This is a genomic window from Paenibacillus illinoisensis NBRC 15959 (assembly GCF_004000925.1).
Classification (GTDB): Bacteria; Bacillota; Bacilli; order Paenibacillales; family Paenibacillaceae; genus Paenibacillus; species Paenibacillus illinoisensis.
Genome location: NZ_BIME01000016.1, coordinates 66919 through 81098, shown reverse-complemented (window position 1 = coordinate 81098; position 14180 = coordinate 66919). Strand labels below are relative to the sequence as shown.

General features: G+C 50.2%; 14 protein-coding genes and 1 riboswitch. Of the genes, 11 read left to right on the top strand and 3 right to left on the bottom strand.

What is annotated here, in order from left to right; translation table 11 throughout:
- The first annotated feature begins 250 nt into the window (after nucleotides 1-250).
- Both acpS and mutY read left to right on the top strand, forming a co-directional pair.
- Nucleotides 251-649, top strand: coding sequence for a holo-ACP synthase (gene acpS, locus PIL01S_RS27030; RefSeq protein WP_127540765.1), 399 nt, complete (start codon nucleotides 251-253; stop codon nucleotides 647-649).
- 52 nt (nucleotides 650-701) lie between these two features.
- A complete protein-coding gene (mutY, locus tag PIL01S_RS27025; protein ID WP_127540763.1) occupies nucleotides 702-2018 on the top strand; it encodes an A/G-specific adenine glycosylase in 1317 nt (438 codons plus the stop codon).
- A 68-nt stretch (nucleotides 2019-2086) separates the two neighbouring features.
- Here mutY and PIL01S_RS27020 read toward each other — a convergent pair whose 3' ends face one another.
- Entirely contained in the window at nucleotides 2087-2698 is a 612-nt protein-coding gene (locus PIL01S_RS27020; protein WP_127540761.1) for a superoxide dismutase, read from the bottom strand.
- 522 nt (nucleotides 2699-3220) lie between these two features.
- Here PIL01S_RS27020 and PIL01S_RS27015 point away from each other — a divergent pair.
- From PIL01S_RS27015 to PIL01S_RS26980, 8 genes are all read left to right on the top strand, one after another.
- The gene (locus PIL01S_RS27015) at nucleotides 3221-3646 is read left to right on the top strand and encodes a GNAT family N-acetyltransferase (protein ID WP_095293213.1); all 426 of its coding nucleotides are present in this window, start codon (nucleotides 3221-3223) and stop codon (nucleotides 3644-3646) included.
- A 228-nt stretch (nucleotides 3647-3874) separates the two neighbouring features.
- On the top strand, nucleotides 3875-4480 hold the full coding sequence (lepB, locus tag PIL01S_RS27010) for a signal peptidase I (protein WP_246058576.1): 606 nt from the start codon (nucleotides 3875-3877) through the stop codon (nucleotides 4478-4480).
- A gap of 171 nt (nucleotides 4481-4651) precedes the next feature.
- Complete coding sequence (gene queG, locus PIL01S_RS27005) at nucleotides 4652-6487, top strand: tRNA epoxyqueuosine(34) reductase QueG (RefSeq protein WP_127540759.1); 1836 nt, start codon at nucleotides 4652-4654, stop codon at nucleotides 6485-6487.
- A 15-nt stretch (nucleotides 6488-6502) separates the two neighbouring features.
- A complete protein-coding gene (locus tag PIL01S_RS27000; protein ID WP_127540757.1) occupies nucleotides 6503-7534 on the top strand; it encodes an HD-GYP domain-containing protein in 1032 nt (343 codons plus the stop codon).
- Between the two features lie 225 nt (nucleotides 7535-7759).
- Nucleotides 7760-8023: a YneF family protein gene (locus PIL01S_RS26995; RefSeq protein WP_095293210.1), complete on the top strand. Its 264-nt coding sequence runs from the start codon at nucleotides 7760-7762 to the stop codon at nucleotides 8021-8023.
- Nucleotides 8024-8116: 93 nt separating this feature from the next.
- The gene (gene folE / locus PIL01S_RS26990) at nucleotides 8117-8710 is read left to right on the top strand and encodes a GTP cyclohydrolase I FolE (RefSeq protein ID WP_095293209.1); all 594 of its coding nucleotides are present in this window, start codon (nucleotides 8117-8119) and stop codon (nucleotides 8708-8710) included.
- 180 nt (nucleotides 8711-8890) lie between these two features.
- Nucleotides 8891-9754 (top strand): lipoate--protein ligase family protein, encoded by an 864-nt coding sequence (locus PIL01S_RS26985; protein WP_127540754.1) that lies wholly within the window; start codon nucleotides 8891-8893, stop codon nucleotides 9752-9754.
- 70 nt (nucleotides 9755-9824) lie between these two features.
- Nucleotides 9825-10049: a hypothetical protein gene (locus tag PIL01S_RS26980; RefSeq protein ID WP_095293207.1), complete on the top strand. Its 225-nt coding sequence runs from the start codon at nucleotides 9825-9827 to the stop codon at nucleotides 10047-10049.
- A gap of 152 nt (nucleotides 10050-10201) precedes the next feature.
- Here the strand turns inward: PIL01S_RS26980 and PIL01S_RS26975 are convergent, their stop codons facing one another.
- Together PIL01S_RS26975 and PIL01S_RS26970 are read right to left on the bottom strand one after the other, a co-directional pair.
- Entirely contained in the window at nucleotides 10202-11509 is a 1308-nt protein-coding gene (locus PIL01S_RS26975) for a Fe-Mn family superoxide dismutase (RefSeq protein ID WP_127540752.1), read from the bottom strand.
- 159 nt (nucleotides 11510-11668) lie between these two features.
- Nucleotides 11669-12697, bottom strand: a complete 1029-nt coding sequence (locus tag PIL01S_RS26970; protein WP_127540750.1) for an alpha/beta hydrolase — start codon at nucleotides 12695-12697, stop codon at nucleotides 11669-11671.
- Nucleotides 12698-13058: 361 nt separating this feature from the next.
- Here PIL01S_RS26970 and PIL01S_RS26965 point away from each other — a divergent pair, with 361 nt between their 5' ends.
- On the top strand, nucleotides 13059-13802 hold the full coding sequence (locus PIL01S_RS26965; protein WP_095293204.1) for an IclR family transcriptional regulator: 744 nt from the start codon (nucleotides 13059-13061) through the stop codon (nucleotides 13800-13802).
- A gap of 121 nt (nucleotides 13803-13923) precedes the next feature.
- A riboswitch (TPP riboswitch) is annotated at nucleotides 13924-14037 on the top strand.
- Nucleotides 14038-14180 lie beyond the last annotated feature (143 nt).

Genomic DNA, 14180 nt, shown 5'->3' with positions numbered 1-14180 from the left:
GCAGTGACTCTTTTTGCTGTAGTATCGGTTGGATGATATCCATTATGATCCATTCCAGGTTTCCATCTGACGAAGCTGCATGCCCAGCTATATCTTCCCTGATTCTTATTTTCACATAAATGGGAATGTCGGTGAGGTACTCGCTTCTCGCTCTACCTCCTGCTACAATAGAATACGTGTTCGGAGCAGTGATGAATAGAAACCATTCAAGATTCTACACAGCATAAAAGATTAAGCAGGTGAATCGTTAATGATATATGGAGTTGGAAACGATGTACTGGAGATCGGACGTATGCAGAAGCTGCTGTCTGGTCGTCATGCCGAAGCATTTATGAATCGAATTTTGACTCCGGCTGAGCGGAAATTGGCAGCTGAACGAGGGAAAAGGATGACTGAATTTGTGTCTGGCCGGTTTGCAGCCAAGGAAGCGGTGTCCAAGGCGTTTGGCTGCGGCATCGGCCGTGTGATGAGTTTTACAGATATCGAGGTGCTTCCTGACGAAAAGGGACGCCCGGTCGCAACGTTGTCGAGTCAGGCATGGGAACGGCTTCAATTGCCATATGACCAGCAGTATGATATTCATCTCAGCATTACGCATCAGACAGAGCTTGCAGCAGCTTTTGCCATCGTGGAGAAGACGGACAAATAGTCGGTAAGAATAGAGCAATAGGAATAGCAAGGTAACAGGAGAGGACGGAAATATGGGTTTAATGGAACAAAAGCAACACTTTAGTGTGAATTTGCTGGATTGGTACATGATTAACAGACGTGACTTGCCGTGGCGTCGTCACAATAATCCCTATTTTACGTGGGTATCGGAAATCATGCTTCAACAGACGCGTGTGGATACGGTTATCCCGTATTTCAACCGGTTTATTGCCAATTTTCCGACCGTTCAGGCTCTGGCCGAAGCGGCGGAAGAGGATGTGCTGAAGAACTGGGAGGGACTTGGCTACTATTCCCGTGCCCGCAACCTTCAGGCAGCTGCCCAGCAGGTGATGGAGCTGCACGGAGGAGAGATGCCGCAGGATAAACAGGCCGTATTTGCATTAAAAGGGGTTGGCCCATATACAGCCGGGGCCATTCTCAGTATTGCCTTCAACCAGCCGCAGCCTGCGGTAGATGGCAATGTCATGCGGGTTCTGTCCAGATACTTCCTCATTGATGAGGACATTATGAAGGGCAGCACCCGGGTGCTTATGGAAGAGCTTGCCGGAGAGCTCATTCCGGAAGGGCGGGCGCGTGATTTCAACCAGGCGCTGATGGAACTTGGCGCGCTGGTATGTACGCCAAAAGCGCCGCACTGCCTGACTTGCCCGGTCATGGAGCAATGTTCCGGCCGCATCGCCGGACGGGAGCTCACGCTGCCGGTCAAGACCAAGGCGAAGCCGCCGCGCCCTGAGCAGCGGCTGGTCGCCCTGGTCGAGGGCCGCGGCGAGCATCGCGGCCAAGTGCTTGTGCGCCAGCGCCCAGCGACGGGCCTGCTGGCCCGCATGTGGGAGCTGCCGCATGTACTGGCGGCGCCCGCCGCAGCCGGCAAGGCGGCGGGACCGCTGGCGGATGAGCCGGCCATGGCATTGCTGGCCGGCAGTCTGTGGGCGGAGGGCTTCGCTGCCCGCCCGGAGGGGCTGGCTACCCATGCGGAGCATGTGTTCAGCCACATCGTTTGGAACCTGCAGGTGTACAAGTGCACCGAGCAGGACCAGGGCAGTGAAGAGCTTCCGCTACTTGCTGCGGAAGCAAGAGCCGCCTATGATGCAGATGCCCAGGCGGCTGCCAAGGAGCTGGAGGCTTCCGTGCTGGAGACTTCCCCCTCAGCATCCTATCTGGACGGAGAGATCCTTGCGGAAGCAGCGGATATCTCCCCTGACTCAGCTCTGACCCAGACAGGCAAGGGGGACGGGCTCATCTATCGCTGGATTGGACCCAAGGATATGGATAAGCTGGCCTTCCCTAATGTCTTTTTGAAGCTGCTCAGCAGTTACTTTGCTGGGGCTTATGATGAAGTAAAGGAATAATCCCATAAACAAAAGAGCCTGATTCAGTCATCAAGACCGAATCAGGCTCTTCTTATTGTCAGGCAGTCTTATTTCGCTGCTGCGTAACGTTTGTTCACTTCATCCCAGTTGATTACATTCCAGAAAGCGGAGATGTAGTCAGGGCGTTTGTTTTGATATTTCAGGTAGTAAGCGTGCTCCCATACGTCCAGACCCAGAACCGGAGTCAGGCCTTCGAAGAGTGGGCTGTCTTGGTTAGGCGTGCTAGTGATGGACAATTTGCCATCTTTGCCTACAACGAGCCAAGCCCAACCGGAACCGAAACGAGTTGTAGCTGCTTTTGCAAAGTCTTCTTTGAACTTGTCAAAGCCGCCCAGTTCGCTGTCGATTGCAGCTGAGATGTCACCTGTAGGAGCGCCGCCGCCGTTAGGTCCGATGATTTCCCAGAACAAGCTGTGGTTAGCATGTCCACCACCATTGTTGCGAACCGCTGTACGGATGCTTTCTGGTACGCTGTCAAGGTTAGCGATCAGATCTTCCAAGCTTTTTTCTTGCAGTTCAGGAGCGCTTTCCAGAGCTGCGTTAAGGTTAGTTACATAAGTATTGTGATGGCGATCGTGGTGAATTTCCATCGTTTGTGCATCGATATGTGGTTCCAGAGCGTCGTTAGCGTAAGGAAGTGCCGGTAATTGAAAAGCCATAGTGAAAATACCTCCTGAGATTTTAATTTTTTTTAAGCATTTTGCACAATCAATTGAACGCTCCCGGGCAAGATTCAGACGAAGATAAGCACTACCATCTATTTCTTGCTGAGAGTCACTCAGTGAAGGGATGCAAACTGCTCAGGTACATATGTAATAATACCCTTGCCACTAATATTAAACCGCATCCGGGCTAATTAAGCAACATTTTTGTTTATTAAGTCCCCCGCAACGTTGATCAAATGCATGACTCGGGATAACAAACATATTTTACCCATTATGAATATATTTATGTGATATTAGCCGATTTAATAGACGAAAAAATTAATATTCAGATGTAAACGGTTACAATTAAGCGCTTTCAAAAGAAAATGCGTGTTTTATGGCGGAAAGTATGGTTTAATTGACGAAGAAGCGGTATTTTCTCGTTTTTTGTCATTATTCGAACATTGGGTTTTTGGTAAAAAGGGGAGCCCCTTTTTGTAAAACCTCATCAAGCTAACGAAAAGGGAGATTTAAGACATGCACGTTCGTTCCTTTCAGTTGAGTGATGCAAGCCAGATGACGGAGCTTCTCCAGGTTGCACTATCGGAAGAGTGTTATGAGAACACGATGGGCCCGTTTGCCCGTCAATTGTCATGGGATTCTGACCTGATTATGGTTGCGGAAGAAGAGGGAGACCTCGTCGGCGCCTTGATCGGTACGATTGATCACAACCAGGGATGCATCTACCGTATTGCGGTCCATCCAGACTATCGTCGCCGTGGAGTCGGCAAAACACTTGTCGAGGCCATGGAACAACGTTTCCAACAGCGGAAAGTCAGCCAAATATGGGTCGCGGGTGATGAGCACAACAAAGCAGCCATGCCTCTATATGAAGCTATGGGTTACGGCGCCAATAAAATATTAAGTGCCTTTCAGAAACTTAGTATTTTGTCCAAAGCCTAGGTTTGAATGATTAAAAAAGAAATAAAACAGATTCTCATTTTATATTAGGCATATCCCTTTAACGTAACCACGTAGGGATATGCCTTTCTATTTGTATGATCCTAAGCTGCGGATTATGCCTGAGGTGATTGGTGTTCATAACCAATTGTTTCACTCCGGCAAATAAGATAGACTTAGAGGGAGTATGAACGCCTTCATTGGAACAAAATTGATAAACGAGGTGTCCCTTTGAACTCCAATATACCTTCTACAGAGCGTATGAATTCCGAAGATCGAAGCAACCAGACAGGGTCTGGACAGCCGGGGAAATCCTGGGCTGCAGAACTATGGGACTGGGTGAAGACAATCGTTGTTGCTTTTGTGATCATGATGCTGCTGAATCTGTTTGTATTTAACCTGTCGATGGTCAAAGGTCAGTCCATGCAGCCGACACTTGTCGAGCGGGATCGTTTGTTCGTCAACAAGATTGTCTATGATATTGGAAAGCCATCCCGGTTTGACGTTATTGTTCTGCGGGACCCGAGTGAAGGTGTGGAGAAAAAGGAATTCCTGGTTAAACGCATTGTTGGGCTTCCGGGCGATACGGTTGAAGTACGTGACCACCATTTGTTTGTGAATGGAGAACAGCAGGCAGAGACGTATACGGATACCGAGGTGCAGGATCCTGATTTTGGCCCGATCACGCTCGAGGATGATCATTATTTTGTGATGGGTGATAACCGCCATGAGGGGAAAAGCAAGGACAGTCGCGTCTTTGGCAGTATCACATCCAGTGAGATTGTTGGTAAAGCCGAGTTTATTTTCTGGCCGTTTTCCGAGATTAAGAAACTGTAAAATGTTGGTTTGGAAACTTTGGACTTCATTTTGCGTCAAATATATGGACCCTTATCACAATTTAAATGCGGTACACACGGAAGTGTACCTTTATAGACGCCTGTCCTCTCAAGCGAGGCGGGCGTTCACTGTTTAGTGAATATGAGTGGAGAAGAAGAGAGGGAAGAGAACATGACGAGCGTACAGACCGGGGCAGCTCAGGCTGGTTCCGTGTGGGAACAGTTAAAACAGGAGATCAAGGCAGCTGCCCCCGGGCTGGGCATTGATGATGTCGGTTTTGCTTCGGCAGAGCCCTTTGTTTCGTTAAAATCACTGCTGGAGCAGCATCGGGACAACGGTTATGCATCCGGTTTTGAAGAACCGGACATCGAGAAGAGGGTGCGTCCTGCCTTGAAGGAGGGCGAGCCTGCTTCGCTTATCGCCATCGCTGTGGCATATCCATCAAAGATGGTTAATCCGCCGAAGTCGGAACCTGGTGCATATCGCGGCATTTTGGCCCGTTCGGCCTGGGGCAGGGATTATCACCATGTGCTGCGCGAAGCCATGGACAAGCTGGTTCAGTTTATACGGGAACGGGTGCCGGAGGCCATGATTGAGAGCATGGTGGACACAGGGGCACTTGTTGACCGGGCAGTATCCCAGCGAGCGGGTATTGGTTTCAGCGCCAAAAACTGTTCCATCATTTCACCCAAGTTTGGATCGTGGATCTATCTTGGTGAACTGGTGACCAACATTCCCTTCCAGCCGGATACGCCGGTAACGGAAGATTGTGGGGAATGTACAAAATGTATCGATGCCTGTCCGACAGGAGCACTGGTGGGTCCGGGACAATTGAATGCACAGCGGTGTATTTCTTTTGTAACCCAGACCAAAGGGTTCGTGGACGAAGAGTTCATGTTGAAAATAGGCAACCGCCTGTATGGTTGTGATACTTGTCAAATCGTCTGTCCGAAGAATCGGGGCAAAAACTGGGACCACCATCCCGATCTGCAGCCCGATCCGGAGATTGTGAAGCCGCTGCTGTTACCGCTGCTGGACATCGGCAACCGTGAGTTCAAGGAACGCTTCGGGCAGAGCTCTGCCGCCTGGCGGGGTAAAAAGCCGATTCAGCGTAACGCAGTGATAGCACTCGGCAATTTCAAGGACAAAAGCGCTGTACCGAAGCTGACGGAGGTACTGAAGCGTGATCCGCGTCCCGAGCTGCGGGGAACCGCAGCCTGGGCGTTAAGCAGAATTGGAGGAGAAGACGCAATGAGAGCAATTGGGGAAGCTGCCGCTAACGAACAAGATGGAAACGTACTAAGCATGCTGCAGAAGGCCAAGGAACGACTCAGTTCGTCCGGGTCCTTACCCGAAAAGCCGCAGGTTGGGCTAATGAGTGACAAGCAGCAAGAAGAACAGAAGAATGAATCAACCGATACGGATTCGAATGCATCCGGACAATCGGTGAAGCAGGAAGCGGCTGCGTGGAAACCTTCGCCCGTAACAGGGCTTCATGGTACGCCGGTATTTTATGATGAAGTGCTGACACCTATTGGTACACTTACGCTGTGTGCTACGGAAAAGGGACTCTGTCATATTGATTTTGGAGCATTTCATGTACGTGAGGCTCACCTGCAGCAATGGGCCCGAACCTGGATTGGCGAGTACCGATACGAGAAAAACGAAGAGAGGCTGAGCGAAGCTGCGAAGCAGCTGCAGCAGTACTTTGCCGGGGAGCGAAAATCCTTCGAGTTGGAAATGGATCTGCTCGGAACACCGTTCCAGCTTCAAGTATGGCAAGTCCTGTCCGATATATCTTATGGAGAGGCCTCAACACACCAGCAGGTTGCAGAAACGATCGGAAGACCCAAAGCTGTTCGCGCAGTTCTGGATGCCATTAGCAAAAATCCGATTCCGATCATTATTCCCTGTCACCGCATCAGCGGCAAAGACGGAACCCTGGTAGGTTATGTAGGCGGTCTGCAAACCAAGGAGCAATTGCTCGCATTGGAGCAGCAATCGTAAGAGCGGGGGACGTTCATGAAGTATGTAAACGTGGAAAGTGTGGAGGCGGGTGAGTGTCTAGGCAAAACCGTGTACTCAGGCAATGGAACAGTCTTGTTGTCTGCGGGAGTCCAGCTCACCGTATTTATGGTTAATACGCTGAAGCGTATTGGCGTAACCATGCTGTACATCCAGGATGAAGCGTATAAAGATGTGGAGACAGAAGACATTCTGGATGAAGCCACGAAGCGGGCCATTATTAATGAAATGAGCATGACGCTGGAGGCGGTACGCTCCGGGAAAGACTGGAGCCCGAAAAAGGTTGCCCTTAGCATAGACAAGCTGCTGAACGACGTATTAAACGGGCGGGAACTGCTTGTCCAGTTAACGGATATTCGAACCAAGGACAACGCCCAGTACGTACATGCCATGAATGTATGTTTGCTTTCTTCGGTGATGGGACTCAATTTGGGTTTGAACTACAATCAGCTGAAGGATCTGGCGGTGGGTGCGCTGCTTCATGATATCGGCAAAGTTGGAGAGCCTCCCGGCAGCGCTTCTGCGGCGAATGCATCCCTTCACCATACCTGGCGGGGGTTTGAAGTCATCAAGTCCAAGCGGGAGTTCAGTTTGCTCGTCGCCCATACTGCTCTTCAGCACCATGAGCATGTGGATGGTACCGGACTGCCGAGAGGCATTATGGGCAAGGACATTCATCTGTTTGCCAAAATTGTCGCTGCCGCCAATATCTATGATAATCTGATCAACGGCTCGTCTGGTCCAAGCCTGCTGCCGCATGAAGCCTGTGAAGAGATGATGGCCATGTCGGGTACGAAGCTGGATCGGGACATCCTGATTGAATTTAACCGCAGCGTATCTGTGTATCCGAATGGAACAGCCGTCAGGCTGTCCACCAGAGAAACTGGAGTCATTGTGAGGCAGCATCGGGGGCTGCCAGGCAGACCGGTCATTCGGGTTGCACGCGGAAGCACGCGTTATGATCTGGATGTGGTCGAGGTGGATCTGGCCAGGGAAACAACCGTTTTCATTGAGGCGGTTATGACCTAGGTTAACATGGAGCTTCATGAGAGGTTTACCCCCAGGTTGAAGCGAAGTTTGGGTTCACCGATTTTTAACTATTAGCTGGAAAATCCGTTTGCTCCAATCGTGCGGAAATGCTATGATAACTTTCAGGAAATCCGGTCCGTGACACGTGTACAAGCAGGCAAGTGGACATCAGGTGCTGACACGGATTATCAGGCTTTTTAGATTGCATACAGAGGTGTCTAAGAGATGGAAATAGTAATACCGATTATCACATTGATTGTAGGTCTGGTCGGGGGATTTTTCATCGGGGTGTACTACTTGCGTAAACAACTCGAGAAAATGCAAAGTGATCCCGACATGCTTCAAAAAATGGCGAAGCAAATGGGTTATAACCTGAATGGCAAGCAAATGCAGCGCGCCCAGCAGATGATGAAGAACCAGCAGCCTGGCGCGAAGATGCCTCAGCCGGGGCAACATCCTGCGCGTAAAAACTCGGGCCGCCGAAAATAATAGTTGTAAGCAAGCAAATTGCATAATCGATTATGCATAATGCGGAAGTGAAAGAAGGCTTACACCAAGTGGTTCGAAAGGAGGCGTTCGGCAGTGGCTGGCGTGAAAGATTATTTGAATTCAAAAGTATCCGACAATCGGGAGAAGATCGAGTACCATGTGGAACAGATCCTCAAACTGATCGGAGAAGATAGTACGCGAGAAGGGCTGCTTGAGACGCCTGCACGAGTAACCCGGATGTATGAAGAAATTTTTGGCGGGTATGAAGTGGACCCGCGCGATGTACTCGGCGTGACGTTTGACGAGAATCATGAAGAGCTTGTCATTGTGAAGGACATCGTTTATTACAGCCAGTGTGAACATCATATGGCGCCCTTCTTCGGCAAAGTGCATATTGGGTATGTACCCAGCGGCAAAATTGTCGGGTTGAGCAAAATGGCTCGGTTGGTCGAGGCAGTTACCCGTCGTCTTCAGGTTCAGGAACGTATCACTTCACAGATTGCCGACATCCTGAACGAGGCTGTTGAACCGCATGGTGTCATGGTCGTTGTGGAAGGTGAGCACTTGTGCATGTGCTCCCGCGGCGTGAAGAAGCCTGGCAGCAAGACGGTAACATCCGCGGTCCGTGGTTCCTTCCGGGACAATACGGCGCAGCGTGCTGAGTTTCTGTCTCTGGTTAAGGACTAAGACCCGAACCGGACAAGCTTTCAAGCCGTGTCCAATCATTAAAACGGTTCACCTAATAAGCCGAGTTCCCTGGGAACCGGCTTATTTATTTATATGAGCATTTGTGTACATCCAGCAATGTTTAAACCCCTTTCCTTGTCTTATCCTGATTCAGATTCGTTTAGTCGGAGGTTAGCAAATATGAGTGTACCTTTGAATTCAGACAATACCGGACAGCCTGGAGCAGAGCAGGCGCTTCCGTCCAGCTCGTCATCCAGGCTGCATCGTATACAGATCTGGGAAACCCCTTTACTTCGGTATGGAAGCAGTGTGCTAGAGGCATTTGCATGGGAAGAGGTGATGTGCCGCCGTGTAGGCGAAGGGCATCTGCCGGTTGCCCATATTTGGCGTCATCCTGACGCATTTGTTGCAGGTCTGCGGGATCGCCGGCTTCCCAAGGCTGTAGAGGCAATGGAAGGCATGAGAAAGCAGGGAACCGCTGTCTGTGTTCGTCCCTCGGGAGGTGCGGCTGTTCCTCTTCATCCGGGCGTGGTTAACATTTCACTGATTTTGCCTAACCCGGCTCGTGCTATTAATATTCACGATGACTTCCGCGAGATGGCTGCTCTAATTGCCGAGTCGTTAACGCCTTGGTCGAATCAGGCACGAACCGGAGAGGTCGAGGGTGCCTTCTGCCCCGGTGATTATGATGTCAGTGTCGGCGGACTGAAATTTTGTGGTATTGCCCAGCGAAGGCAGGCCAAGGCTTATATTATAACGGCTTTTATTATCGTCGAAGGGCAAGGAGACAAGCTGGCGGCAGATGTACGCAAGTTCTATCAGCATGCAGCAGACGGCCTGCAGGAAGGGTATCCCGATGTTCGTCCGGGCACCATGGCGAGTCTTCAAGAGCTGGCAGGAGTGCCTTCTGCAGCAGCTTACACCGCTTCCCTGGTCCGTACGCTTCGTAATCGATACCCTATGGCTGAGACTGACGGCGTATTGTCCGTTGATCGAGAGGCAGTCAGGCAGACGGCAGAGCAGATGAAACTGCGCTACGATTAGTATCGTTCGAGAACACTTGGAATTGGTTAATAGAGATGATATGATGTGATTTCGGAAGGAGAGTGCTAAGATGGAAACATTAAGATATACATTTGAATATGAGGTTGTTTCTTCAGGCGAGAAGTCTGAATTCAGCCAAATGGCAACAAGCAAGGAAGAAGCTGCGGCTTTGATCGTTGCACGTATTGCCGACCTGGAGTTCACGGGTGAGGAAGATATCAAGCTGGGGGATCTGATTGCCATCAGCAAGCAGGTTGGGGACAACTATGTTGCGTGCGAGGGCTGTGCTTCCTAGTCTAGCATGACGCGTTAGTGGCCTTATCTAAATACAAGCAAGTCTTCTTGAATCAAGAGGCTTGCTTTTTTATTGCAAATGAAGAAGAGATATCTGGCAGTCTACCGGCTGGAGATATCTCTTTTCTCTTGTTCCCTTTTTCCTTTTCGTTTCTAGTAGGGTGGCCACAACAGCTTGCGTGCCGTTTCATAACGTTCAGCCACCGCAGGCCAATAGACGACATTCCACCAGTCATCAATATATTTCTTGCGCTCATTCTGATGCTTCAGATAGTAGGCATGCTCCCATACATCCAGCGGCAGGAGAGGTACGATGTCGGACTGGGACAGGTTCTGGTGCTTCTCCGCCTGTAAAATCTCCAAACGGTGAGCACGTGGACTCCAGACAAGGAGAGCCCAGCCGCTGCCTTCCACTTTGTTAGCGGCTTCAGTGAATTGATTTTTGAATGCCTCATAACTGCCAAAATCCCGTTTGATCTGTTCAGCAAGCAATCCGGAAGGTTTGCCGCCGCCTCTGGGATTCATGATCGTCCAGAAGATCGTATGCAGGTAATGGCCTGCACCATTGAAGGCAAGTTCTCGTTCCCAATGTTTGACGAGTTCGAAATTATTTTTTTTACGTGACTCTGCCAGTTTCTTCTCGGCTGTATTGAGTCCATCCACATAGGATTGATGGTGCTTATCGTGATGAATGCGCATCGTCATTTCGTCAATATGTGGTTCGAGTGCGTTATAGGCATAGGGCAGAGGAGGCAGCGTGTGGCCTCCAATCGGAACAGGTCTCTCCTTCACAGGAGGTGTAGAAGGTAAGGTGATGCTCTCTGTAGTACCGGAAGAAGGCGATAGACCGGAGACCTCTGAAGACTGCACCTGTGAAGAAGAAGATGAAGGTGCGGGAGCTGATGGAGCTGACGGAGCGTTAGTTTTCCCAGCGATGGATGACGGCTCCTCTGCTGCTTCACGCTCGGTGCGTCCTGACAATTGAACATACTTATCCAAAGAAAAGGGTGCATCACTTATCGAATCCCGCATGATTCCAGGCTGAATCAAGGTATCGAGTACGCCGAGGAAATACTCCGATTCACGGATAAAGTGCAGAATGACTGCCTTAGCGAGCGGGACAGCTTGCACAGCGGCACTTTGCTCAAGCAGGACGTACAGCTGCCTGATGAACTCCCGCGATTGTGAACGTGAAGAGGCAACAAGCTGTTCTACGCTTCCGATGATGTAAGGGGCAGGGGGATGGGTTCCGGGTAACAGCTGTTTCAACAGCTGGTTGGCTACCTTCTCGGTATTTTCAAACGTCACTGCCCATTCTTCAAGCAGCTTCACATAAGTAGGCTCCAGATCGGGAACCAGTGCCCGAATAACGAGGGTATGCTCTTTCTCCTGCTCCTTCCAGAACCTTATCTCCTCCAGAATGCGCAGAGGCAGCAAGGGTCCATAGCCAGACCAATTCATATGCGGCAAACCTCCATTCAATTAAAATGTAATATCGGCCTTCAAGGGATACGGTGTGATTAACCATTTATAATCGTCCCAAAAGTATATTCGCCTGCCATGTTGTCCTATGTGTGCATAAAAAAAGAGCCCCTTGGGGGCTCTGATCACCGGAAAATTTTATTCTCCTCCGGTATTGGTATTTTCCACATCGTCGCTGCTTGTCTTCGTCACATGACTCAGGAACGTAGAGACACGGCGGAGATACTCCTTCGGGTGTTCCCTGAAGATCAGCTCATGATGCGCGTCCTGTACGATCCATTCCTCTGAGTAGGTGTTCGTCTGGTTGGCGGCGAGAAGCTCGGCGATCGGATATGGAGCCTTCTCATCCTCCGTTCCGTGAATGAAGAAGATGGGGAACGGATAGTCTTTCTTTTTGACTTCCTGATACGGAATCTGCTGTAATCCGGTGCCATTCAGAACCGGAAATAACAGATTCATGATCTGCAAAGTGGGTTGTCGCGGCAGATCGATCTGATTATGAATGTTGTGATACAGCGTATCCGGCTCCAGCAGGAAAGTGCTGTCGAGAATCATGGCATCCACGTTCTCGGTGAGCAGCCCCGTCTGTAATGCTGTGCCTGCGCCCATCGAGAATCCCCAGACGACAAGCTCCTGAGCACCGCGCTGCTTGGCGAACTGAATGGCACCAAGCAATTGCTGGGACTCGGCTTTGCCTCCTGTAGCGACTGCCTTGTTCACCTGTGAGGCGAAACCATAGTCAAACATCACTACATTGAACCCGAGCTGGTGGGCATAGTGAGCCAGGTCATACATGGGAACCCAGGTTTCCTCCCGATTGGCCCCATATCCATGACTGAAGATGATGGTTTTGTTGACATCCGTGTCTGCGGGGATATACCAGCCCTGCATCGTACGGCTGCCATCTGCTGCCGGGAACGTGATATCCTCGTACTTCATGTTCTTGGCCTGCATTGGATTGGAGAACACGGGAGCTACGGTCGGGTTGGATAGTACCCAAGCAATATAGCCGTGTAAGGCAATGAAACAAAAGAGCAGAAAAAATACAACGGAGAGCAGCAACGCTACGATAATATGTTTGAACCGGATCAGCCTCGGTGATAACGAAGAAGGCAGATCGGACACTTTCGTTTGCAGCGGGGCTTCGCTCTGGGATGTCGGAAACATGATTGCCCCTCCTTATTCAGATCAATTGAAGATAACAACGAGTTCAGATCAGATCATATGGCTTGATGTCCTTGCTTGCCTGTGCAGCAAAGTCTTGCTTATATATCTTTATCGTATGTTTCCATATAGTCAAAGTCAATTGATTGGGGGCATTTGTTACGCAATTGTTATATAGTCCGAAAGATATATGGGTAACATTTCCTGATGGTGCAAATTGCAGGGGATTTAGTCTTATAAAAAGAAAATATTTACACTTCTTATCGTCATGATTTGGCTCATTTTGGTTTACAGATGAGATCGTTTCTCATATAATTTATGTAACCAAGTTTCATGTGATGAAACATGAGGAGGGCATTATGCCATGGAAGACCGCAAACTAACCGTCCGGGCTGTGGAACGGGCGCTGGATATATTATTATGTTTTACCACACGGAGCGATCTTGGACTCACAGAAATTGCGAGCCAGATTGGTTTGCACAAAAGTACGGTTCATCGTCTGATGGCGACGCTGGAGGAGAAGGGCTTCGTCATTCGCGATGCGGCCACTGAGAAATACAGGCTCGGCATTCGAATCTGGGAGCTGTCTGCTCATATGTCCCGCAGTGATGATCCTGCCATTTTGCTGCTTCCTGCAATGGAGCGGCTCAGAGATCGTTTGGGAGAAACGGTCAGTCTGTACCTGCGGGATGGCAGTGAGCGTATCCGTATTCAGGCTGTTCAGAGTGATCAGGCCATCCGGCGGGTGGCTCCGGTTGGCGTACGTCTTCCTCTATCCGTAGGGGCATCCAGCAAGGTACTCATGGCATTTGCGACGGAAGAAGACCGGGAGGAACTGATGAATGGTCCCGAATGGCCCGTATTTATCGATCCCGAAGTTTATCTGGCCCAGATGGGTGATATCCGGGAGAATGGATATGCGACCAGCTACGAAGAACGTGAGCCTGGAGCGGCTGCAGTATCGGTTCCTATTATGGATCGAAAGGGGAATATTGCTGCTGCGCTATCCGTATCGGGTCCCGTTAGCCGCCTGTCCCAGGAAACTTTGCACGAATATGCACCTGTACTGAAGGAAGCAGCCGCGCAGATGGGCCTCATGTTGTCCTGATCCGGCGTGTCTGGAAGAAAAAGGGTTGTATTTCTGACTGGCTTGCGCTAGTCTGTAATGGACAGCCCAGCGGGGCTGGAATGAATTGAATATGGAACTGCGGTACACATACCGCAACTGTTAACGTTACTGGGGGAGTCCGAATTGTCCGGACTGAGACGGGATCGCATGAGATTCCGGACCCTTTGCACCTGATCTGGATCATACCAGCGTAGGGAAGTAATCGGCGATACAACCACGAACACTGCATAATCCAGCCTTTGGCATGTCTCCACTTGAGGGAGCTTGGCATCAGGCTTGTTATGGGGTGATGGACATAGGCCGGTTCCCTCGGGAACCGGCCTTTTTTATATACAGTGTCAAGCGATCATCCGCAGC